The organism is Prescottella agglutinans, assembly GCF_004011865.1.
Lineage (GTDB): Bacteria > Actinomycetota > Actinomycetes > Mycobacteriales > Mycobacteriaceae > Prescottella > Prescottella agglutinans.
Map to the genome: position 1 here is coordinate 114,445 of NZ_RKLP01000004.1, position 20,782 is coordinate 135,226.

The 20,782-nt window shown below is 69.6% G+C and carries 20 protein-coding genes and 1 pseudogene; 8 read left to right on the top strand and 13 right to left on the bottom strand.

Features of this window, described 5'->3' with window-relative positions; all coding sequences use genetic code 11:
* The first annotated feature begins 47 nt into the window (after positions 1-47).
* Positions 48-704 carry a DUF4203 domain-containing protein gene (locus EGT67_RS09445; protein ID WP_127915812.1) on the top strand — a complete coding sequence of 219 codons (657 nt, stop codon included), beginning with the start codon at positions 48-50 and terminating at the stop codon, positions 702-704.
* A gap of 84 nt (positions 705-788) precedes the next feature.
* Here EGT67_RS09445 and EGT67_RS09450 read toward each other — a convergent pair whose 3' ends face one another.
* The gene (locus tag EGT67_RS09450) at positions 789-1,220 is read right to left on the bottom strand and encodes a DUF5997 family protein (protein ID WP_127915813.1); all 432 of its coding nucleotides are present in this window, start codon (positions 1,218-1,220) and stop codon (positions 789-791) included.
* Positions 1,221-1,293: 73 nt separating this feature from the next.
* Between EGT67_RS09450 and EGT67_RS09455 the strand changes: the two genes are divergently transcribed.
* A complete protein-coding gene (locus EGT67_RS09455) occupies positions 1,294-2,031 on the top strand; it encodes a LysR substrate-binding domain-containing protein (protein ID WP_127915814.1) in 738 nt (245 codons plus the stop codon).
* A 64-nt stretch (positions 2,032-2,095) separates the two neighbouring features.
* Here EGT67_RS09455 and EGT67_RS09460 read toward each other — a convergent pair whose 3' ends face one another.
* The 3 genes from EGT67_RS09460 to EGT67_RS09470 all read right to left on the bottom strand — a co-directional run bounded on the left by EGT67_RS09460 (position 2,096) and on the right by EGT67_RS09470 (position 5,206).
* The gene (locus tag EGT67_RS09460; RefSeq protein ID WP_127915815.1) at positions 2,096-3,292 is read right to left on the bottom strand and encodes an acetyl-CoA C-acyltransferase; all 1,197 of its coding nucleotides are present in this window, start codon (positions 3,290-3,292) and stop codon (positions 2,096-2,098) included.
* 135 nt (positions 3,293-3,427) lie between these two features.
* A complete protein-coding gene (locus EGT67_RS09465) occupies positions 3,428-4,207 on the bottom strand; it encodes a lipase family protein (protein WP_164877515.1) in 780 nt (259 codons plus the stop codon).
* 66 nt (positions 4,208-4,273) lie between these two features.
* The gene (locus EGT67_RS09470; RefSeq protein WP_127915817.1) at positions 4,274-5,206 is read right to left on the bottom strand and encodes a LysR substrate-binding domain-containing protein; all 933 of its coding nucleotides are present in this window, start codon (positions 5,204-5,206) and stop codon (positions 4,274-4,276) included.
* Positions 5,207-5,287: 81 nt separating this feature from the next.
* On the opposite strand from EGT67_RS09470, the pseudogene EGT67_RS09475 reads away from it, so the two are divergent.
* Together EGT67_RS09475 and EGT67_RS09480 are read left to right on the top strand one after the other, a co-directional pair.
* Positions 5,288-5,827: pseudogene (locus EGT67_RS09475) on the top strand (redoxin domain-containing protein); the annotation flags it as partial.
* Positions 5,828-5,906: 79 nt separating this feature from the next.
* A complete protein-coding gene (locus EGT67_RS09480) occupies positions 5,907-6,590 on the top strand; it encodes a PhzF family phenazine biosynthesis protein (protein ID WP_127915819.1) in 684 nt (227 codons plus the stop codon).
* Positions 6,591-6,600: 10 nt separating this feature from the next.
* Here EGT67_RS09480 and EGT67_RS09485 read toward each other — a convergent pair whose 3' ends face one another.
* Entirely contained in the window at positions 6,601-7,173 is a 573-nt protein-coding gene (locus EGT67_RS09485) for a TetR/AcrR family transcriptional regulator (RefSeq protein WP_127915820.1), read from the bottom strand.
* Positions 7,174-7,244: 71 nt separating this feature from the next.
* Here EGT67_RS09485 and EGT67_RS09490 point away from each other — a divergent pair, with 71 nt between their 5' ends.
* Positions 7,245-7,826 carry a dihydrofolate reductase family protein gene (locus EGT67_RS09490; RefSeq protein ID WP_127915821.1) on the top strand — a complete coding sequence of 194 codons (582 nt, stop codon included), beginning with the start codon at positions 7,245-7,247 and terminating at the stop codon, positions 7,824-7,826.
* 80 nt (positions 7,827-7,906) lie between these two features.
* Here the strand turns inward: EGT67_RS09490 and EGT67_RS09495 are convergent, their stop codons facing one another.
* Positions 7,907-8,506 carry a transglycosylase family protein gene (locus tag EGT67_RS09495; protein WP_127915822.1) on the bottom strand — a complete coding sequence of 200 codons (600 nt, stop codon included), beginning with the start codon at positions 8,504-8,506 and terminating at the stop codon, positions 7,907-7,909.
* A gap of 355 nt (positions 8,507-8,861) precedes the next feature.
* Entirely contained in the window at positions 8,862-9,560 is a 699-nt protein-coding gene (locus EGT67_RS09500) for a hypothetical protein (protein ID WP_127915823.1), read from the bottom strand.
* Between the two features lie 17 nt (positions 9,561-9,577).
* On the opposite strand from EGT67_RS09500, the gene EGT67_RS09505 reads away from it, so the two are divergent.
* Positions 9,578-9,829, top strand: coding sequence for a hypothetical protein (locus EGT67_RS09505; protein WP_127915824.1), 252 nt, complete (start codon positions 9,578-9,580; stop codon positions 9,827-9,829).
* 19 nt (positions 9,830-9,848) lie between these two features.
* Here EGT67_RS09505 and EGT67_RS09510 read toward each other — a convergent pair whose 3' ends face one another.
* Positions 9,849-11,075, bottom strand: a complete 1,227-nt coding sequence (locus EGT67_RS09510; protein WP_127915825.1) for an aminotransferase family protein — start codon at positions 11,073-11,075, stop codon at positions 9,849-9,851.
* A 41-nt stretch (positions 11,076-11,116) separates the two neighbouring features.
* Entirely contained in the window at positions 11,117-11,791 is a 675-nt protein-coding gene (locus tag EGT67_RS09515; RefSeq protein ID WP_127915826.1) for a Pr6Pr family membrane protein, read from the bottom strand.
* Between the two features lie 73 nt (positions 11,792-11,864).
* On the opposite strand from EGT67_RS09515, the gene hrpA reads away from it, so the two are divergent.
* Positions 11,865-15,806: an ATP-dependent RNA helicase HrpA gene (gene hrpA / locus EGT67_RS09520; RefSeq protein WP_127915827.1), complete on the top strand. Its 3,942-nt coding sequence runs from the start codon at positions 11,865-11,867 to the stop codon at positions 15,804-15,806.
* Positions 15,807-15,835: 29 nt separating this feature from the next.
* Here hrpA and nrdR read toward each other — a convergent pair whose 3' ends face one another.
* Positions 15,836-16,327 carry a transcriptional regulator NrdR gene (gene nrdR, locus EGT67_RS09525; protein ID WP_127915828.1) on the bottom strand — a complete coding sequence of 164 codons (492 nt, stop codon included), beginning with the start codon at positions 16,325-16,327 and terminating at the stop codon, positions 15,836-15,838.
* Between the two features lie 254 nt (positions 16,328-16,581).
* Positions 16,582-17,085, bottom strand: coding sequence for a LysM peptidoglycan-binding domain-containing protein (locus EGT67_RS09530; RefSeq protein ID WP_127915829.1), 504 nt, complete (start codon positions 17,083-17,085; stop codon positions 16,582-16,584).
* A gap of 269 nt (positions 17,086-17,354) precedes the next feature.
* Between EGT67_RS09530 and lexA the strand changes: the two genes are divergently transcribed.
* The gene (lexA, locus tag EGT67_RS09535) at positions 17,355-18,074 is read left to right on the top strand and encodes a transcriptional repressor LexA (RefSeq protein ID WP_127915830.1); all 720 of its coding nucleotides are present in this window, start codon (positions 17,355-17,357) and stop codon (positions 18,072-18,074) included.
* Between the two features lie 63 nt (positions 18,075-18,137).
* On the opposite strand, the gene EGT67_RS09540 is transcribed toward lexA, so the two are convergent.
* Complete coding sequence (locus EGT67_RS09540) at positions 18,138-19,283, bottom strand: acyl-CoA dehydrogenase family protein (RefSeq protein WP_127915831.1); 1,146 nt, start codon at positions 19,281-19,283, stop codon at positions 18,138-18,140.
* A 167-nt stretch (positions 19,284-19,450) separates the two neighbouring features.
* On the bottom strand, positions 19,451-20,743 hold the full coding sequence (locus tag EGT67_RS09545; RefSeq protein ID WP_206612332.1) for a uracil-xanthine permease family protein: 1,293 nt from the start codon (positions 20,741-20,743) through the stop codon (positions 19,451-19,453).
* Positions 20,744-20,782 lie beyond the last annotated feature (39 nt).

A 20,782-nucleotide genomic window follows, 5' to 3' on the forward strand; every position in this document is an offset into this window, starting at 1 on the left:
GGCGCGTTCACAGCGCAGACACACCACCTGGTCGGTACTGTTCCCCTATGTCTGACATCGTGATCGGGATCCTGGCCGTTTTCGTCGGCGCGGTGTTCTGTTTCCGCGGCGTGCCGGCGATGCGGTTCGTCATCGCGCTGTGGGGCGCGTTCGCGGGCCTCAATCTGGGCGCCGGACTGGTGTCCGCGATCACCGGCGACGATTACCTCGCCACCTTCCTCGGCTGGTTGGTGGGCATCCTCGTCGCCGTCCTGTTCGCCGTGCTGTCCTACCTGTACTACGCGGTGGCGGTGACGCTGACGATGGCGTCGGTCGGATTCGCCCTCGGCTCCGCCGGGATGGCCGCGCTCGGAGTGACCTGGAACTGGGTGGTGATCACCGTCGGCGTCGTCGTCGGCGTGGCGCTGGCGGTCCTCGCGCTGGCGGTGGACCTGCCGGCGGTGCTGCTCGTCGTGGTCAGCGTCCTCGGCGGCGCGGTCACGATCGTCGGCGGCGTGATGCTGCTCGCCGGCACCCTCGACACCACGGACTTCGACGAGCCGACCCTCACCGCCGACGTCACGCACGACTGGTGGTGGTACGCACTGTATGTGGCACTCGTCGTCGCCGGTGCGGTCGCGCAGACCCGGGCGCTCGGGCGGGAGCGGTCGCTGCGCGACCAGTGGCGGACCGCCGACGCTCAGCCCGTCCCCTCCAACACGTAGTCGGCCCCGTAGACGCCGTCGGGCTGTTACTGCGACATCCGCCGAGAGGCGCCCGCAGCAACAGCCCGATGAAGCGTCCGAACGCTAGGCCGACGGCTTGAACGGTCCCGCGTTGCGCGGCTTGCGGTTCGACTCCTCACGCTTGGTGGCATGCAGTTCCTTGACGCGCTGCTCCTCCTTGCGGACCTCGACGAAGCTGGTCCGCTCGGCGACGAGCCAGTCGGGCTGGTCGGCGAGGAGCGCGTCGATCTGCGCGGTGGTGAGCGCCTCGGCGATCCCGCCGCGGGCGAGTCCGGCGATGGAGACGCCGAGCTTGGCGGCCACGACGTTCTTGGGGTGCGGTCCGTCCTTGCGGAGCGCGACGAGCCACTCCGGCGGGTTGGTCTGCCATTCGTTCAACTCGTCGCGCGAGACCACGCCGTCCTGGAACTCGGCGGGGGTGGCCTGGAGGTACACACCCAGCTTCTTCGCGGCGGTTGCCGGCTTCATCGTCTGGGGGGTCTTCTGCGACGTCATACGTCAAGGGTAACGAGCCTGCCCCGCGCGGCCGCACCGGTGGCTCCCCACGGGCGGCGGGTAGCCTGACCGGGTGACCGAGGCGACTGATTCCCGACCGTTCCGGCTCGCGTACGTCCCCGGTGTCACCCCCGCGAAGTGGGTCCGCATCTGGGGTGAGCGGGTCACCGACACACCGCTCGAACTGGTCGCGGTCGACGCCGCCGACGCGACGGCCGCGCTACGCGAGGACCGCGCCGACGCCGCGCTGCTCCGACTGCCCGTGGACCGCGACGGGCTGAGCGTGATCGCGCTGTACGAGGAGATTCCGGTGGTCTTGGTGCCGAAGGACCACGTGGTCACCGCCGCCGACGAGGTGTCCGCCGCCGACCTGGCGGACGAGATCGTGCTGCATCCGCACGACGACACGCTCGAGTGGCAGGCTCGACCGGGCACCCCGGCACTGCACCGTCCGGACACGACCGGCGACGCTGTCGAACTCGTCGCGGCCGGGGTGGGTGTGCTGGTGGTGCCCCAGTCCCTCGCCCGACTGCACCACCGCAAGGACCTGACGTACCGCACCGTCAACGACGGCCCGCTCTCCCCCGTTGCCCTGGCCTGGGCAACCACGGCCACGACCGACCTGGTGGAGGAGTTCGTCGGCATCGTGCGCGGGCGCAGCGCCAACAGCTCCCGCGGCCATGGCGCGCCCGAACCGGCGCCCAAGCGCACCGCGTCCCAGAAGGCGGCGGCCAGACGCGCCGCCCGGGCGGAGGCGGGCAAGGTGCCGCCACCACGAAAACCTCAGAAGGCGCGGCGCGGCAAGCGCTGACGCGCGCGTGCGCGGCCACCGAGTCCGTCGACTCGACGACCGCGCACGGGCGGCACAGCTGTCGTTACACCTCGAGGATCATGGCGATGCCCTGACCGCCGCCGCCGCACAGCGCGGCCGCACCCTTTCCGCCGCCCCGCGCCTTGAGCGAATGCGCCAGCGAAAGCGCGATGCGCGCACCGGACATGCCGACCGGGTGGCCGACCGCGATGGCGCCGCCGTTGATGTTGACCTTCTCCGCGTCGACGCCGAGCTGCCGCACGGACGCGATCGCGACGCCGGCGAACGCCTCGTTGATCTCCAGCAGGTCGAGATCGGCGACGGTGGTGTCGTCGTCACGCTTCAACGCGGCTTCGATGGCGTTCGCGGGCTGGTGCAGCAGCGAGGTGTCCGGTCCCGCCACGAGGGCGTGCGAGCGGATCTCGGCGAGCCACTCGATACCGCGCTCGATCGCGAGTTCCTTGCGCATCACGACGACGGCCGCCGCACCGTCGGACAGCTGTGAGGACGCGCCGGCGGTGATGGTGCCGTCCTTCGCGAACGCCGGACGCAGCTTTCCGAGCGACTCCACGGTGGTCTGCGCGCGGATGCCCTCGTCCTCCGACACCGTGACGGTGCCCTTGCGGGAGGAGATTTCGACGGGTGCGATCTCGGCGGCGAACGCGCCGGACTCGGTCGCGGCGGCCGCGAGGCGGTGCGAGCGGGCGGCGAACTCGTCCTGCTCGGCGCGGGTGATGTTCTCCCCCGCCTGGTAGCGCTCGGTGGAGGCACCCATCGAGATGCCGTCGAACGCGCACGTCAGTGCGTCGCGGTCCAGCGCGTCCTCGAAACCGGTCGAGCCGTACTTCAGACCCTGACGGGCGCCGCGCACCACGTAGGGCGCGGCGGTCATCGACTCCATTCCTCCCGCCACCACGACGTCCGCGGCACCGGTGGCGATCAGCCGGTCGGCCTGCATGATCGCCTCGAGGCCGGACAGGCACAGGTTGTTGACGGTGGTCGCCGGGACGGTCATCGGCAGACCCGCCCCGACCGCCGCCTGGCGGGCCGGGTTCGGGCCCACGCCGGCCTGCACGACGGTCCCCATCACGACGGCGTCGACGCCGTCGGTACCTACCCCGGCCCGTTCGACCGCCGCCGCGATGGCGTGCGCGCCGAGATCCACCGCGGTCAGGGAGGCGAACGCCCCCGACAGCTTGCCGATCGGGGTCCGTGCCCCCGCAACGATGACACTGGTGCTCAAGCCAGCCCACTCCTTCATCTCTGATCGATCTCGCGCGAGCACGCCCACCGAACGTGACGCGGCTCGCACCCGTGAATCTTCGCACCTGCAACCATCGATGTCTCCGCGAGCACCGGCATACGCCGCGCCCCCGCACGATCCGCGGACCGCGGGTCACATGCGGCAGGCCGAATCCAGCGTGACGGTCCCGGGCGACAGCCCGTGCAGGTACGTGTTCAGAGAATGCGCGCAGCCGAGGCTCCAGCGGGCATAGGTCAGCGAATCGATCGCATAGCCCGTGTTGACGTGCTGGTAGTCGTCGACCGGGTCGCGGGGAAAGTACGGGACCGGGTCGACGATGTTGTAGATCCGCCACGACACGGTGCTGAGTTCCCCGTATCGCGCCGCGAAGTTCGAATCACCCACTTTCGGCGCCGCGTACGTCCACGCCTGGGGCTTCAGCGCCGAGTTCGCCGCGAGGTCTGCCACCAGGAGCGTCGACAGGGCGCCACCGAGACTGTGACCGGTCACGACCAGCGGCACGGCGGGGTCGATCGCCGACACGAGATCCCCCGTTCCGAGGGAGACCACGGGCTGCCCCGGTCGCATGGTGGCAATGGTGTCGTAGAGATCGAGGAAACCCTCGGCCACCTTCCCGCCGCCACTCACCTGCGTGAACGGGACCGGCGCCCAGTGCAGGTCGTCCACCCACTCGGCGGCGGTCGCGGTGCCGCGCAGCGCGATCACCTGGACCTTCGGTGTCCCGCCGGCCGCGAGGAACCCGAAGAACACCGGAGCCGATCCGGACACGTCGGTCATCTGGATCGTGCGGACGAGCGAGAAGCCCGCCGGCAGCGCCATCGACGCCGGGTTGACCACTCGAGGGGCGGCATAGAACTGGTCGTAGGCCGCTTCGACGAACGGTCCCCATCCGGCAGCGACTGCGGTGTCCATCGCCATCTCGCCTCCTCGCGACCATCCGATCATCCCGCGCCGCGGTGTTGCGTGGGATCGGAACGGTCAGGTTCGATCCGCGAGGACTCCCGCCGGTGCGACGTCCCGCAGCAACCCGGCCAACTGCATGTACCCGTCGGCGCGGCCGCTCGACGCCCGGAACACGAGGCCGATCGTGCGCCCCGGTGCCGGGCTCGAGAACCGAGCCGTGGCCAGATCGCCGCGCCTCGTCTCGATGTCGACGGCCGACTCCGGGACCAGGGTCACACCCAATCCCCCTGCGACGCACTGCACCACGGTCGCCAACGACGTCGCCCGGGTGTCGCCGGACAGCGGGTGCGCGTCGACGGATCGGCACAGATCCAGCGTTTGGTCACGCAGGCAGTGACCCTCGTCGAGGAGCAGCAGGGGCAGCTCGTCGAGCACGGTGAGCGGCAGGTCGTCGCGGCCGGCGAAGGCATGGTCCTTGGGCAGGACGACCACGAAATCCTCCTTGTACAGGGGAATTTCGATGAGTCCGGGCGCCTCGGAGGGCAGCGCCAGCACTGCGACGTCGATCGCACCGGTCCGCAGCGACTCGATCAGCCGCGCGGTCTGGTCCTCGATGACCTGAGGAACCAGCGCGGGCATCTCGCGACGCAGTGCGGGCAGCAGGGCCGGCAGCACGTAGGGAGCGACGGTCGGGATCAACCCGACCCGCAGGGGTCCCACCAGCTTGTCACCGACCCCGGCCGCGGCGGCGACGAAACCGTCTGCCGCATCGAGGATCAGCTTCGCCTGCGTGAGCAGCTGCTCACCGGCCGACGTGACGAGGACCCTGCGGGTGCTGCGTTCGATCAACTGCACCCCCAGGCCGTTCTCGAGCGACGCGAGCGCCTGGGAGAGGGTGGGCTGACTCACACTCAGACGCGCTGCGGCGGTGCCGAAGTGGCGATATTCGGCCACCGCGACGAAGGCGCGCAGCTGCGACAGTGTTGGTTGGTAGGTCCCATCAGCCATACCTATCAGTATAGTGCCACCTATCACCTTTACCTTTCGAGAGGTCGTGAGCACGACGTGGCGCCCGCACGCCTACCCGCTATGCACGGCCACAGGAAGCACGGACGACACGCGACCCCGCTGACCATCGGCGACCAGTTCCCCACCTATAACCTCAGGGCGGTCGTCGGCGGCAACCTGTCCACCGTCGAGGCTCGTCGGCCCGACGACTACTTCACCCCGGTCACCAGCGACGATTACGCCGGCAAGTGGCGGATCGTGACGTTCTGGCCCGAGGACTTCGCCGCCGCGTGCCCGGACGAGGTCGCCGCATTCGGCGGGCTGTACGACGCGTTCGCCGATCGCGGCGCCCAGGTGCTCGGTGTCTCCGTCGACGACGAGTTCGCGCACCTCCGGTGGCGCGCACGACACGAGGCCCTGAAGTTCATTCCGTTCCCGATGCTCTCGGACCCCGAGCGCGAACTGACGGCGGCCACCGGCGGCCTGAACGCCGACGGTTTCGCCGAGCGCGCCACCTTCATCGTCGACCCGGACAACGAGATCCGGTTCGTGTCGGTCGGCACGGGTTTCGCGGGCCGCGACGTCGACGAGGCTCTGCGCACCCTCGACGCCCTGCAGTCCGCCGGCAACCCCGGAAATGCGCGTCGACACGCAACCGCGCCGGGCGGGCTTCCGCCGGTCCGGGGATAGCCTGAGCCGCATGGCAGTCGAGGTCCACGTCGTCCGCGTCTCCTCCGGCCCCGACGGCAAGCACGGCAATCCGCTCGGCATCGTCGACGCGGCGGCCGTCGTCGATGATGCCGAGCGTCAGGCCCTGGCGAAGCATCTCGGCTTCAGCGAGACGGTGTTCGTCGATCTCCCCGATCCGGGCACGCGCACCGCTCGTGCCCGGATCTTCACCCCGGCCGCCGAACTCCCGTTCGCCGGTCATCCGACCGTCGGTCTCGCGTGGTGGCTCGACGACAACGGCCTCGCGGTCGACGCGCTCGAGGTACCGGCCGGCCGGGTCGAGACACGCGCACGCCACGGCGCGACTTGGGTTCGCTCACAGCCGGATTGGGCTCCGGAGTTCACGATCCACCCGATGCCGCACGTCGAGGACGTCGTGCACGCCCGGGCCCACGACTTCACCAGCGGGCACCACTACGTCTGGGCATGGGAGGACGAGCTCGAGGGCCGAATCAGGTCCCGGATGTTCGCCCCCGACCTCGGCATCGCGGAGGACGAGGCGACCGGGTCGGCGGCCGTGCGGATCACCGCACACCTGCGGCGGGCGCTGCTCATCGTCCAGGGACGCGGCTCGCGGATCCACACGACGTGGGGCGACGACGGCACCGTCGAGATCGGCGGCCTGGTCCGGGCCGAGCGCCGGATCGTCGCCTGACGACCGCGGGTCAGCCCGGCAGGACCCGATCGACGGCGGCGTCGACGAGTGCGTCGATCTCCTCGTCCGTGAACAGACCCGGCAGGGTCAGCCGGTCGACGATCAACCAGTTCAATGCCATGTAGAGCAGCGTCACGGTCGTCGGGTCCCCCGGCATCTCCGACTCGACGTGGTTGGCGATGTTGAAATCCAGGTCCTGCCGCACCCGCTCGGTGAGGACCGCGCGGAGTTCGGGGCGCCGGGTCGCTTCGAGTCGAAGCTCGAGCAGCGCCAGGAACCCGGTGCGGAACGAGGCGACGCGGCCGACGGTCTCGCGCATCAGCGCGGCGAGATGCTGCCGGTCGTGCGCACCGCGCATGCTGAGATCGAGCGTCGCATCGTCGGGCTTCAACCGTTCGTAGACCCGCATCCCCGCCTGCGTCAGCAGGTCGTCCCGGTTGGCGAAGTAGTTCGACGCCGTGCCCGGCGGCACCGCGGCCTCCGTATCGACCGCCCGGAAGGTCAGTCCGCGCGCTCCCTCGCGCGCCAGCACCTCGATCGCGCCGTCGACCAGCGCCGCGCGCCGCTCAGCATTCCGCCGCACCTTGACACCACTCCATCCGTAGTACTAACTTCGCAACCACTTCATGCAGAGTACTACGGACGGAGTGTTATATGCGCAAGCTCGTGTACTACGTCGGGATCACCCTGGACGGCTACATCGCCGGACCCGACGGCGAGGTCGACTTCTACCCCCTGTCCGACGCGATGGCGGCATGGATCAACGAGCGGTACCCGGAGACCGTTCCGACACACATCCGCCCCGCAGCTGGACTCGTCGGCGAACCGAATCGCAGGTTCGACACGATCGTGATGGGCCGCGGCACCTACGAACCCGCGCTGGACATCGGCGTCACCAGCCCGTACGCACACCTTCGCCAGGTCGTGGTCTCGTCGACGCTCGGGGCGAGCCCTGACCCGGACGTCGAACTGATCGCCGCCGATCCGCTCGAGGCGGTCCGGAAACTGAAGCAGGAGGACGGCCTCGACATCTGGCTGGCCGGCGGCGGCACGCTGGCCGGCGCACTCCTCCCGGAGGTCGACGAGTTGATCGTCAAGACCTACCCCGTGGTCGCCGGTTCCGGGCGGCCCGTGTTCGGCGGCCCGTTCCAGCCGACCGCCTTCACCCGGACCGACGCCACCACGTTCGACAACGGGGCCACGGTCACGTGGTTCGCCCGGGCCGCGGAGGCCTGACCGGGCCGTACGGCGGACGAACGACAGCCCCGCCGGGAGTGGTCACCGGCGGGGCCGCGAGCTGTCGGTCGTGGACCGGATCAGAGGGACAGGGTCTGTCCGGGGAAGATCAGGTCGGGGTTCTGGACCTGGGCGGCGAGGTTCGTCAGCGAGACTCCGTGCGCCTCGGCGATCTCCGACAGGGTGTCGCCGAGCTGGACGACGTAGTTGCCGATGCCGGCGCTGACGGTCTGCGCCAACTCGGTCGCCTGCTGCTGGTAGACCGGGGCCTGCTCGACGGGGGCCTCGTAGGCCGGAGCCGACTCGACGACGGGCGCGGCCTCGGCGACACCCGCGGTGCTGCCGCTGGTCAGGTACTGGCCGCACACCGGCCATGCCCCGACACCCTGGCCCTCGAGGACGTTCTCGGCGACGCGGATCTGCTCGGCCTGGCTCGCGTTGTTGGCACTGCCGGTGCCGCCGTAGGCCTCCCAGGTGCTCTGCGTGAACTGCAGGCCGCCGTAGAAACCGTTGCCGGTGTTGGCCGCCCAGTTGCCGGACGACTCGCACTCGGCGACGCCGGACCAGTCGTGGCTACCGGCCGCGTTGGCGGTTCCGGTGCCGATCGCCAGCAGGATCGCGACGACGGCGCCGGTGGCAACGACGGCGCCCAGGGCGCGCTTGATGGTGAAGCTGGTCATTCGGGTAGATCCTCTCCGCTCCTGCCAGTGAGACGGCGTTCTCGCGCCGACCGCGTCGGGCGGAATGCCGACCCGTCTCACCCCCGCCCCCTCGAAGAATCGGGTGTCCGAATCACGGGGACAGGTGCTTGCAGCGGCGATTCGGCGTGGTCCGTTCGTCTCGAACCGGTAACGACCGTAAGCGACGGTCACGGAAAGGTCACGACCCGCATTTTCGGTACGGACGTCCGAGAATCGGCGTCACTCGATCATGTTTACGCAGTTGCGTTCGGCGTGTCTGCAAGTCGGCAGACCGGTCGTTATCCACCCGTTATGTGATAACCAACACGCCTTTTCGGTGGCGTAGGTCACGCGGTCACCGCCGCGGAGTCGCTCCCGAGGCCAGATCGTCCGGACCGAGGAGCACCGCGACCTCGTCCCCCAGCCCCACCCCGGGCGCGAGCGGGAGGCGGTCACCACTCCAGAACCGGCCCGGGTCGTACCAGTTGGTCTTGCGATCCGCGGTCAACAGGCCCATCGCCTCGTAGGTCGACGCCACCACCTCGGCGCAGTAGGCGCTCTCGACGCCGCCGCGCTCCCCGACCTCGTCCCCGCGCCGCCGACCCCGCCACGACGGCAGCCGTCCACCGAACCACCGGGACGCGAGCTTCGCGCTGGAGGGGAACGGCGTCCCGTCCAGGCGGGCGATCGTGCGGAGCAGCGCGTCCTCCTGCTCGCGGGTCACGGGCGCGGCGAGTTGCCGCAGCCAGGCCCGCTGGCCGTAGCGGGCGCCCCACACCTGGACCGCCGCCCGCAGGTCGTGCAACTGGACTCCGCGCTGGAACTTGCCGGTCCACATGTCCGGCAGCGAGCGCCCGAGTTCGGCATGCCACATCAACGGCGGCATGTCGTCGAGAACCACCGACATGCCGACGTGGTTCACGGGGCTGTTCGTCAGCGTCTGAATTGCGCGATCGGCCCCCGAGTGTCCCCGGAAGATCCAGATGTCGCCGGTGCGGGTGGCGTCGACCGCCTCGTCCAGGTCGATCTCCGATGGATGCGGCTGCCGAATCATCCACCTAGCCTAGAGCGATGCGGATCGACAGCAGACGTGTGTGGAAGGCCCTCGGCCTGGCCGGTGCGGTCGGGGTGGCGGCCGGCGGAGTCCTCGCGGCACGGGCCGAACGGCAGCGCCGCGCCTACACCCCCGACGAGGTCCGCGACCGTCTGCACACCCGCCACGCGCAGGCGTCCGCGGCGGCCGACCGCACCACCGTCGACCTCGTCGAGGTGAAACCGTCACTGCGCCAACGCCTGTCGCGGCGGCTCCGTCGGCACCACTGACCCGCAGCCGGTGCGGGGGTCACCCCAGCGCCTTGGCCACCCCCGCCGCCATCTCGGCGACCTGGTCGTCGGTCATGACGAACGACGGCGAGAACTGCATCGCGCCCTGACCGGCGGCACGACCCGAGATCCCGAACTCGCGCAACGCCTTCACGAACGGCAGCGCCTCGGCCGGATCGGCCAACTGCACCGCCGCGACCGCGCCGAGGCCGCTGCGCACCTCCGCGACCCGCGGGTGCGCCGCGAGCGGGGACAGGTGCTCGTGCAGCGACGCCTCCAGTCGCGCGGAGTCCGCGAGCAGGTTCTCCCGCTCGATGATGTCGAGGTTCGCCATCGCCGCGGCCGCCGCCCCGGCGTGGCCGCCGTAGGTGTAGCCGTGCCGCCACCACACGCCGCCGCCGAAGAACGGCTCGGCGACCCGGGGTGCGACGAAGACCGCACCCATCGGGACGTACCCGGACGTGAGCCCCTTCGCGGTGGTGACCATGTCCGGCTGCAGGTCGAAGCGGGTCGACGCGAACCACGAACCGCCGATCCGGCCGAATCCGGTGACCACCTCGTCGACGACGAACAGGATGTCGTGCTCGCGGCAGATGTCGCGGACCTCGGTCAGGTAGCCCTCGGGCGGCAGATAGATTCCGCCGGCACCGATGATCGGCTCGCAGAAGAACGCGGCGATCGCGTCCGCGCCCTCCTGCTCGATCAGCTCGAGCAGCCCCTTCGCGTCGTCCCACGCGACGGTGCGGGCGTCGGACATCAGCTCGCCGTACCCCTCGCGGTTGACCGGGATGCCGGCCAGCGCGGTGCCGGCCACGTGCATCCCGTGGTACGCCTTCTGCCTGGCCACGACGAGCTTCTTCGACGGCCGACCGACCTCCGTCCAGTAGCGGCGGGCCAGCTTCGCGGCGGAGTCGACCGAGTCGGATCCGCCCGACGTGAAGAACACCTTCGACCCCGGCACCGGGGCGATCTCGGCCAGCCGGTCCGCGAGCGCGACGGTGACGTCAGAGGTGAAGTCACCGAAGTTCGAGAAGTGCGCCACCTTCGACAGCTGCGCGGCGACGGCCTCGGCGATCTCGGTGCGCCCGTGCCCGACGTTGGTGAACCACAGGCCGGCCGTCGCATCGAGGTAGCGGGTGCCGCCGTCGTCCCAGATGTAGGCGCCCTCACCGCGAGCGACGACGAACGCACCCTCGCGCTGGACCGCTCCCATGTCCGCGAACCCGTGCCACAGTGCTCCACCCATCAGTGCTCTCCCCTGTCCGGATCACATCGTCTCTCCGGCGACTATGCCACGGGTTCGCGTTCGGCCTCGTGGCCGCGCCACCGGCGTCCGAGGCGACCGACCGCGTTGACGGCCAGGGCCATGAGTGCCATCGCGACGAGCAACACGACCAGTCCGATCGCGAGCTGGAGGTAACCCTGGTCGCGCGGATCGATGAACGGGTACGGGTACCAGTCGACGATCGGTCCCCGGATCAGCGAGTAGACGCCGTAGACGACGGGGAACGCCAGCCACGACAGCGACTGCCGGTCCGGGATCCGCATGCGGGGCGGCGCCACCACCCAGTCGCCCAGCAGCACCAACGGCAGGATGCGGTGCAACACGTCGTTGATCCACCGGTCCTGCAGCATGACGTCGACGTTCGCGAGCAGCACCGCGTAGACGATGCCGGTGATCACCATGTAGACCGTCGCGGCGCCGCGCACCAGCTGCCACCGCACGCCCTGCGGGTCGCGGATCGCGCCGACACCGAGCACGACCACGGCCAGCACGTTGCTCAGGATCGTGAAGTAACTGAAGTAGTTCGCCACCGAGAACGCCGGTTCGCCGATGTTGCGCAGCGGGATCCACGCGAGCGCGACGATGCCCAGCACCGCGAACGCCAGCCGGACCGCGCGATGGACGGGGTGCGTGCGTCGACCCGGACTGCCCACGGACTCCGGTGCTGCAGCGGTCATCGCCGTATGTTCCCACGCAGCGGCCGGTTCCAGCCGGATATGTCGTTGCGCGCTTCGATAGGCTGTCCGGAGCATGTCGACATCACCATCAGCAGCCGAGGTCACGTTCGATCGCCGCGAGGCGAGGAAGCGGCTCGGCGCACTCACCCTTCGTGACGAGCACCGTCTGCGCCGGCGCCTCGACCGCGCCAAGTCCCCGTCCGCGCTCGCCGCCCTGGACGAGGAGATCACCGCGGCCGAGCTGCGGATCGCCGGACGCCGGGCCCAGGTTCCGCCGATCACCTACCCGGAGACACTGCCGGTCACCCAGCGCCGCGACGACATCGCGGCCGCGATCGCATCGCACCAGGTCGTGATCGTCGCCGGCGAGACCGGTTCCGGCAAGACCACCCAGATCCCCAAGATCTGCCTCGAACTCGGTCGCGGCATCCGCGGGATGATCGGGCACACCCAGCCCCGGCGCCTCGCGGCCCGCACCGTCGCCGAACGCATCGCCGAGGAGGTGGGCCGCGACCTCGGCGACACTGTCGGCTACACCGTCCGGTTCACCGACCAGGTCTCCGACTCCACGCTCGTCAAGCTGATGACCGACGGCATCCTGCTCGCGGAGATCCAACGCGACCGGATGCTGCGCCGCTATGACACCCTCATCATCGACGAGGCCCACGAGCGCAGCCTCAACATCGACTTCATCCTCGGCTACCTCAAGCAGCTGCTGCCGCGACGACCCGATCTCAAGGTGATCATCACCTCGGCGACGATCGACCCCGAGCGGTTCGCCGAGCACTTCGAGGTGGACGGCGTCCCCGCGCCGATCGTCGAGGTCTCCGGGCGCACGTTCCCGGTGGAGATGCGGTACCGGCCGCTCACCGTCGAGGTCGGCGACCAGACCTTCGACCGCGATCCCGTCGACGCGGTGTGCGAGGCCGTCGACGAGCTGTCCGCGGAGGGCGACGGCGACATCCTCGTCTTCCTGTCCGGCGAGCGCGAGATCCGCGACACCGCCGACGCGCTGCGCGACCGCAAACTGCGCAACACCGAGATCGTGCCGCTGTACGCGCGCCTGTCGGCGGCCGAACAGCACAAGGTCTTCACCCCGCACACCGGTCGCTGGGTGGTGCTGTCCACGAACGTCGCCGAGACGTCGCTGACGGTGCCCGGCATCCGGTACGTCGTCGACCCCGGCACCGCCCGCATCTCGCGGTACTCGGTGCGGACGAAGGTCCAGCGCCTGCCGATCGAGCCGATCTCGCAGGCGTCGGCACGCCAGCGTGCCGGTCGCTGCGGCCGTGTCGCCGACGGCATCTGCATCCGGCTGTACTCGGAGGACGACTTCGAGGCGCGGCCGCAGTTCACCGAGCCGGAGATCCTGCGCACCAACCTGGCGTCGGTGGTCCTGCAGATGACCGCGCTCGGACTCGGCGACATCGAGGCGTTCCCGTTCGTGGAGGCGCCCGACCCGCGCGCCATCCGCGACGGCATCTCGCTGCTCGAGGAACTCGGCGCGATCGCCTCCGGCAAGCAGCCCTCGAAGGACGACGGACAGGCGCCGGCCGGCCCGCAGCTCACCGCGACGGGACGCGAACTGGCGCAACTCCCGGTCGATCCGCGCATGGCCCGGATGCTCGTGGAGGCGCACCGCAACGGCTGCCTGCGCGAGATGCTCGTGATCGTGGCCGCGCTGTCGATCCAGGACGTCCGCGAGCGTCCGGCCGAGTTCCAGCAGGCCGCCGACGAGAAGCACGCGCGGTTCAACGTGGAGAACTCCGACTTCCTCGCCTACCTGAAGCTGTGGGAGTACCTGCGTGAGCAGCGGAAGGAACTGAGTTCCAATCAGTTCCGCAAGATGTGCCGCAACGAGTTCCTGCACTGGCTGCGCATCCGCGAGTGGCAGGACCTGCACGGCCAGCTCCGCCAGATCACCCGCGGGCTCGGCTGGGAGGCTGCCGATTCCGGGGCGGCCCCGGCGTCCGAGACGTCGATCCACCAGTCGCTGCTCGCGGGCCTGCTCTCGCACATCGGCCTGCGCGAGGGCGAGAAGCGCGACTTCCTCGGCGCGCGCGGCAGCCGGTTCGCGATCTTCCCCGGGTCCGGGCTGTTCAAGAAGCCCCCGCGCTGGGTGATGGCGGCCGAACTGGTCGAGACGTCCCGGCTGTGGGCCCGGATGGCCGCCCGCATCGAACCCGAGTGGGCCGAGAAGCTGGCCCCGCACCTGGTGAAGCGCACGTACTCCGAACCGCACTGGTCCACCAAGCGCGCATGCGCGATGGCCTACGAGCGGGTCACACTGTACGGCGTTCCGCTCGTCGCGGAGCGCCCCGTCACCTACAGCTCGATCGACCCCGAGGTCTCGCGTGACCTGTTCATCCGGCACGCGCTCGTCCAGGGCGAGTGGCAGACCCAGCACAAGTTCTTCCACGCCAACCGCGCGCTGCTCGACGACGTCGAGGAACTCGAGCACCGGGCGCGGCGACGCGACATCCTCGTCGACGACGAGACCCTGTTCGAGTTCTACGACGAGCGCGTCGGCCCGGAGGCAGTGTCCGCGAGGCACTTCGACACGTGGTGGAAGAAGGCCCGCCGTGAGAACCCGGACCTGCTGAGCTTCACCACCTCCACGGTCGTCAACGCCGACTCCGCCGCCGTGCTCGAGGGCGACTACCCGGACGCCTGGCGTCAGGGCGACATCCAGTTCCCGCTCACCTACCAGTTCGAGCCGGGCAAGGAGGACGACGGCGTCACCGCTCGGATCCCGGTGGCCCTGCTCGCCGGTGTTCGCCCGGTCGGCTTCGACTGGTTGGTGCCGGGCATGCGCACCGAACTGGTGACCGCGCTGATCAAGACGCTGCCGAAGCAACTACGCCGCCAGGTGGTCCCGGCGCCGGACTTCGCCGCGGCCGCGCTCGCGGCCGTGAAACCGCGCTCGGAGTCGCTGGTGCACGCGATGGCTCGGGAACTGTCGCGGCTGGGCAACTGCCGGATCGAACCGACCGACTTCGACATCGCCTCGTTGCCGCCGCACCTGCGGATGACGTTCGCGGCGGTGGACGAGAAGGGCAAGGTCCTCGGGAAGGACAAGAGCCTCACCGCCCTGCGCCGCACGCTGGCGCCGCGGGTGGAAGTAGAGGTCGCCAAGGCGACGTCGAACACCGAGCGGAAGCCGGCGCTGGTGTGGACCGCGCAGACCCTCGGCACCCTGCCCGAGTCGGTGACTCGCACGATCGGCGGACAGAAGGTCACCGGGTATCCGGCGCTCGTGCCGGAGGAGTCCGGAGTGGCCGTGCGTGTCCTCACCACCCCCGCCGCCCAGCGGGCCGCGATGCGGGCCGGCACCCGCCAGCTGCTGCTGAACGCCATTCCGACCCAAGCCAAGTCGGTGACGAACGGCATGAGCAACGGCGACCGGCTCGCGCTGGGACAGAATCCGGACGGCAGCTTCGACGCCCTGCTCGACGACTGCCGGGCCTGCGCCGTCGACGAGTTGATCGCTGAGAACGGTGGGCCGGTGCAGGATCCGGCCGAGTTCGAGAAGCTGACCTTCACGGTGCGATCACAGCTGGCCACCCGGGTGGCGCGGCTGCTGCGCCTGCTGCTGCCGGCGCTCGCCGAGGCGCACCGGCTGGCCGTGCTCCTCGATCGGGCGAGCGGCGAGGCCGCCGACGACGTGCGCGAGCAGCGGGAGTCGTTGCTGTTCCCCGGATTCGTGACCGAACTCGGCTCGAGGCGGCTGAAGGACCTGCCGCGCTACCTGGCGGCGGCGTCGATGCGGCTCGAATCGTTGCCCGCCGGCGCCCAGCGCGACCGGGTCGGCATGGACGCGCTGGACCGCGTGTACGCCGCCTACGACCGCATGCTCTCGGCCCTGCCGGAGGAGCGGCGCGGCGACGACGACGTGAACGAGATCCTCTGGAAGATCGAGGAGCTGCGGGTGAGCCTGTTCGCGCAGACCCTGGGCACCGCGATCCCGGTGTCGGAGAAGCGGGTCCTCAAGGCGATCGACGCGATCCGGCGGTAGCCCGCAGGCGCCGCCGGGCGCGTTGCGCGCTACTCGGCCGCCGAGTCGGCGTCGGCGAGTTCGGCGGCGCGGCTCTCGCGGTGCGCCCGGAGGTCCTTGATCTCCCGCTCGAAGTCCTCCGCGGAACTGAACGACCGATACACCGACGCGAAGCGCAGGTACGCCACCTCGTCGAGATCCCGCAACGGCCCGAGGATGGCCAATCCCACCTCGTGGCTGGGGATCTCGGGAGACCCGGACGCGCGCACGGCGTCCTCGACCTGCTGGGCCAGCAGGTTCAGCGCATCGTTGTCCACCTGTCGCCCCTGGCAGGCGCGCCGCACACCACGCACGACCTTCTCGCGACTGAACGGCTCCGTGACACCGCTGCGCTTGACCACGGCGAGGACGGCGGTCTCGACGGTCGTGAACCGGCGACCGCACTCGGGGCACGAGCGTCGACGGCGGATCGCCGCGCCCTCGTCGGCCTCACGGGAATCGACCACGCGCGAATCAGGGTGCCGACAGAACGGGCAGTGCATGGTGAATCCTTCGTAGCCATCGTGGCCGCTGCGCCGCTTCTCGACCGATGCCGGTTCCAGCAGGACCGGCGCACGCAGAACAGGAACGAAATCGACGCGACCACGCGATGTGGTGTGACTGACAGGATTCGAGGATACCCGCCCCACCCACACCGGCAGTGACTCCCGGGTACCGAGACGGATCGGCGCGTGGTCCGGGCTTCGTGACAGCGTCATGATCGGACGCCCCCTCCGTTCCCGACCTACGCCGGGATTCAGCGGCCGAGCGAGACCGGAGCGAGCAGGGTCTGGCCTGTCCGTACCGCCGCGCTCGACATCTCGTTCAACTCCATGATCCGGTCGACCACCTGGCCGACCGGTGCCTCCGGGGCGACCCGTGCCGCGACATCGCTGAGCGTCTCCCCACCGTGCACCCGCACGGCGGCGGTCTCCGTCGGCATCGCACCCGAGCCCGCGGTCAGGTTCGCGAGGGCGCCCAACCCCATGACGGCGCCGATCGTCACCACCGCGGCCGCGGCCACGTTGCCGATCCCCGCCGCGAGCCGCGACCGCGGCGGACGCTGGTCGTGCGACGGTGTCGCCGCCCGCGACACCCGCGATCCGCGGGACCCGTGCCGCGGGACGAAGTCGTAGCGCACCGTGCCGGCGCGCGGACCCACCGAATCGCCACGAGTGATGCGTGTCGGCCGAATCCGGCGCGCCGCCCCGCGCTCACCGATCACGCCTGTCGAACCGTTCCCGGAAAGTGCCATACCCATTCGAACCCTCCCAGCGAGTCGTTTTCGCTCGTCGGACACAACACGAGTCGTCCGAACACCACCTGTTCGATCACGTGTTCGATAGAACACATATTCGATTCTTACCACGCGGCCCGGACAAAGTCAGCACCTTCTCCGAGAAATCTCGAACAGATGTTTGAAGTCGGGGAATGATCGGGATAGATTTGTGGCAGTACATACAGGCGGACGGCAGACCGGATGCACGAATCTGCCGCGGATGCGCGGCGGAGCCGTGAGAGGGGAACGGCATGAAGGACGACAACTCGGGTACCTCCAGCGAGACCGGACGCGAGCCGTCCGTCGACGTCGCCAAGCTCACCGATCGGCAGCGCAAGGTCCTCGAGGTCATCCGCGCATCCGTCGCCGAGCGCGGCTATCCGCCGAGCATCCGCGAGATCGGCGACGCGGTGGGCCTGACCTCGACGTCGTCCGTCGCGCACCAGCTGCGCACCCTCGAACGCAAGGGATTCCTGCGGCGCGACCCCAACCGCCCGCGCGCGGTCGACGTGCGCGGGCTGGACGTCCCGGCCGCCGGTTCCGCGGCGGGATCCGACGGCGGTTCGACGACCGTCACGTCCGCCGACGAGTTGCCCGCCCCCACGTTCGTTCCCGTGCTGGGCCGTATCGCCGCGGGCGGGCCGATCCTCGCCGAGGAGGCGGTCGAGGACGTGTTCCCGCTGCCGCGCGAACTTGTCGGGCAGGGTTCGCTGTTCCTGCTCAAGGTCGTGGGCGAGTCGATGATCGACGCCGCGATCTGCGACGGCGACTGGGTGGTGGTCCGTCAGCAGAACGTTGCCGAGAACGGCGACATCGTCGCGGCCATGATCGACGGCGAAGCCACGGTCAAGACGTTCAAGCGCAGCGGCAAGGATGTCTGGCTCATGCCGCACAACCCGCTGTTCGACCCGATCCCCGGCAACGACGCCGCGATCCTGGGCAAGGTCGTCACCGTCATGCGCAAGCTCTGACCGCGTCGAGAAGGGCGGGCCCGCGGCATCGTTCCGCGGGCCCGCCCTTTCGTTTCGGCGTGATCAGCTCAGATCGAGGCTCCGGCCGATGATCTCCTTCATGATCTCGGTCGTACCGCCGTAGATCGTCTGGACACGAGAATCCATGTACGCCTTGGCGATCGGGTATTCACGCATGTAGCCGTAGCCTCCGTGCAGCTGCAGGCAGCGGTCGATGAGCTTGACCTGGGCCTCGGTCGTCCACCACTTGGCCATCGCCGCTTCCTGCACCGTGAGCTTGCCGGCATTCAACTGCTCGACGAACCGGTCGGTCAGCACGCGCACCGCGGTGGTCTCGGTGGCCAGTTCCGCGAGCACGAACCGGGTGTTCTGGAAGCTGCCGATGGACTTGCCGAACGCCTTGCGGTCCCGGCAGTACTGGATCGTCATGTCCAGGCACGATTCCATGGCGGCCGCGGCGACGACGGCGATGGACATGCGCTCCTGCGGCAGGTTCTGCATCAGGTAGATGAAGCCCATGCCCTCCTCGCCGAGGAGGTTCTCGGCGGGCACCCGCACGTCCGTGAAGCTGAGTTCGGCGGTGTCCTGGGCCTTGAGGCCGATCTTGTCGAGGTTGCGGCCGCGTTCGAAGCCCTCCGTGCCGCGTTCGACGACGAACAGCGAGAAGCCCTGGGCACCCTTGTCCGGGTCGGTGCACGCGACGACGATGACCAGATCGGCGTTGATGCCGTTGGTGATGAAGGTCTTGGCGCCGTTGAGGATCCAGTGGTCACCGTCGCGCACGGCGCGGGTCTTGATGTTCTGGAGGTCGCTGCCCGTGCCGGGCTCGGTCATCGCGATCGCGGTGATGAGCTCACCGGAACAGAAGCCGGGCAGCCACCGCTGCTTCTGCTCCTCGTCGGCGAGCTTGATCAGGTACGGCGCCACGACGTCGTTGTGCAGCATGAAACCGATGCCGCTGTACCCACCGCGGGTCGTCTCCTCGGTGACGATCATGTTGTAGCGGAAGTCGTCCACTCCCCCGCCGCCGTACTCCTCCGGGACGGCCATACCGAGGAAGCCCTGTTTGCCGGCCTCGACCCACACCGACCTGTCGACGATGTTCCGCTCCTCCCACTGGTCGTGGAAGGGTGCGACGTGCTGGTCGAGGAACTTGCGGTAGGACTCCCGGAACAGGTCGTGCTCGGGTTCGAACAGGGTGCGCTCCACTACGTCTCCTCAGGTCGCGATCTACAGGCGTCTGCCGGCGTCCGCGGGCACGCAGCGGCCGACATGCTCCCTCGACACGACCGTAAAGCGAGGATCAGCGGGGATCCATGACCGAGACGAGCACGATTCGTGACCGAGTGGTCCAGATCACGAATCGTGCTCGGCGGCTAGTCGCGGCGCAGCGTACTGAGCCAGCGCATCACCGGGTAGGCGACGAGGATGCCGACCGAACCCCACGCGATACCGCCCAGCTCGACCGAACCGATCGACAGCGTGAGATTGCCGATGCCGGCGACCAGGGCCGTCGCGACGACAGTCAGGTTGACGGGATCGGTGAAGTCCACCTTGGCGTCCATCCAGATGCGGACGCCGAGGACGCCGATCAGGCCGTAGAGCACCATCGTCGCGCCGCCGATCACGCCGTCGGGCACGGTGAACACGAGCGCGCCGAACTTCGGCGAGAAAGACAGGACGACGGCGGTGGCAGCGGCGACCCAGTAGGCCGCGGTCGAGTACACGCGGGTCGCGGCCATGACACCGATGTTCTCGGCGTAGGTCGTGGTGCCCGAACCACCGCCGATACCGGCGATCGTCGTGGCGAGACCGTCGGCGAACAGCGCGTTGCCGGCGAGGTCGTCGAGCGAACGCCCGGTCATCGCCGAGACGGCCTTGACGTGTCCGACGTTCTCGGCGATCAGCACGATGACGACGGGCAGCGCCAGCAGGATCACCGACAGTTCGAACGTCGGCGCCCGCAGTTCAGGGACCCCGAACCACGCCGCGTCCCGCAGCGCGTCGACGCGCTCGTCGGCCAGGCCACCCGTCAGAGCGGCGAAGACCCAACCGACGACGACGCCGATCAGGATGCCGAGGCGGCCGATGATGCCCGGGCCGATCACGGTGGCCAGCAGGATGCCCAGCAACGTCACCGCCGCGATCAGCGGCTGCGCCTGGAAGGACCCCGCCGCCGTGGGCGCGAGGTTGAGGCCGATCAACGTGACCACCGCACCGGTGACGACCGGCGGCATCACCGCGTCGATGACGCGGGCGCCGATCGCCTTCACGAGCGCACCGACGAGCATGAGCACCACGCCGGCCGCGACGACGCCGCCGAGCTGCGCGGCGGGCCCTTCGCCCGCGGACGCGCTCAGCGGAGCGATGAACGCGAACGACGAACCGAGATAGCTGGGGATGCGTCCGCGCGTGATGATCAGGAACAGGGCGGTGCCGATGCCGGAGAACAGCAGCGTCGTGGTGACCGGGAAGCCGGTGATGGTCGGCACCAGCAAGGTGGCGCCGAACATGGCGATCACGTGCTGCATCCCGATGCCGACGGTCCGCGGCCACGACAGCCGCTCGTGGGGCGCGACAACCGCACCGTCGTTGATTCGTCGACCGTCGCCGTGCACGGTCCAGGAGAACGCGGTCGTCCTGTCCGTTACTGCTTCCTGCTCACTCACAGCACGAAATAGTAGGGCCCGGCGATAACCGCCCGGACA

What these genes read in the sequence shown, in the direction of transcription:
- lexA (WP_127915830.1), top strand. Translation starts at nt 17,355, where the DNA reads ATGAAGGACGACAACTCGGGTACCTCCAGCGAGACCGGACGCGAGCCG.
- EGT67_RS09530 (WP_127915829.1), bottom strand. Translation starts at nt 17,085, where the DNA reads ATGGGTATGGCACTTTCCGGGAACGGTTCGACAGGCGTGATCGGTGAG.
- nrdR (WP_127915828.1), bottom strand. Translation starts at nt 16,327, where the DNA reads ATGCACTGCCCGTTCTGTCGGCACCCTGATTCGCGCGTGGTCGATTCC.
- hrpA (WP_127915827.1), top strand. Translation starts at nt 11,865, where the DNA reads ATGTCGACATCACCATCAGCAGCCGAGGTCACGTTCGATCGCCGCGAG.
- EGT67_RS09460 (WP_127915815.1), bottom strand. Translation starts at nt 3,292, where the DNA reads ATGAAGGAGTGGGCTGGCTTGAGCACCAGTGTCATCGTTGCGGGGGCA.
- EGT67_RS09490 (WP_127915821.1), top strand. Translation starts at nt 7,245, where the DNA reads ATGCGCAAGCTCGTGTACTACGTCGGGATCACCCTGGACGGCTACATC.
- EGT67_RS09480 (WP_127915819.1), top strand. Translation starts at nt 5,907, where the DNA reads ATGGCAGTCGAGGTCCACGTCGTCCGCGTCTCCTCCGGCCCCGACGGC.
- EGT67_RS09470 (WP_127915817.1), bottom strand. Translation starts at nt 5,206, where the DNA reads ATGGCTGATGGGACCTACCAACCAACACTGTCGCAGCTGCGCGCCTTC.
- EGT67_RS09445 (WP_127915812.1), top strand. Translation starts at nt 48, where the DNA reads ATGTCTGACATCGTGATCGGGATCCTGGCCGTTTTCGTCGGCGCGGTG.
- EGT67_RS09465 (WP_164877515.1), bottom strand. Translation starts at nt 4,207, where the DNA reads ATGGACACCGCAGTCGCTGCCGGATGGGGACCGTTCGTCGAAGCGGCC.
- EGT67_RS09505 (WP_127915824.1), top strand. Translation starts at nt 9,578, where the DNA reads ATGCGGATCGACAGCAGACGTGTGTGGAAGGCCCTCGGCCTGGCCGGT.
- EGT67_RS09500 (WP_127915823.1), bottom strand. Translation starts at nt 9,560, where the DNA reads ATGATTCGGCAGCCGCATCCATCGGAGATCGACCTGGACGAGGCGGTC.
- EGT67_RS09450 (WP_127915813.1), bottom strand. Translation starts at nt 1,220, where the DNA reads ATGACGTCGCAGAAGACCCCCCAGACGATGAAGCCGGCAACCGCCGCG.
- EGT67_RS09515 (WP_127915826.1), bottom strand. Translation starts at nt 11,791, where the DNA reads ATGACCGCTGCAGCACCGGAGTCCGTGGGCAGTCCGGGTCGACGCACG.
- EGT67_RS09495 (WP_127915822.1), bottom strand. Translation starts at nt 8,506, where the DNA reads ATGACCAGCTTCACCATCAAGCGCGCCCTGGGCGCCGTCGTTGCCACC.
- EGT67_RS09510 (WP_127915825.1), bottom strand. Translation starts at nt 11,075, where the DNA reads ATGGGTGGAGCACTGTGGCACGGGTTCGCGGACATGGGAGCGGTCCAG.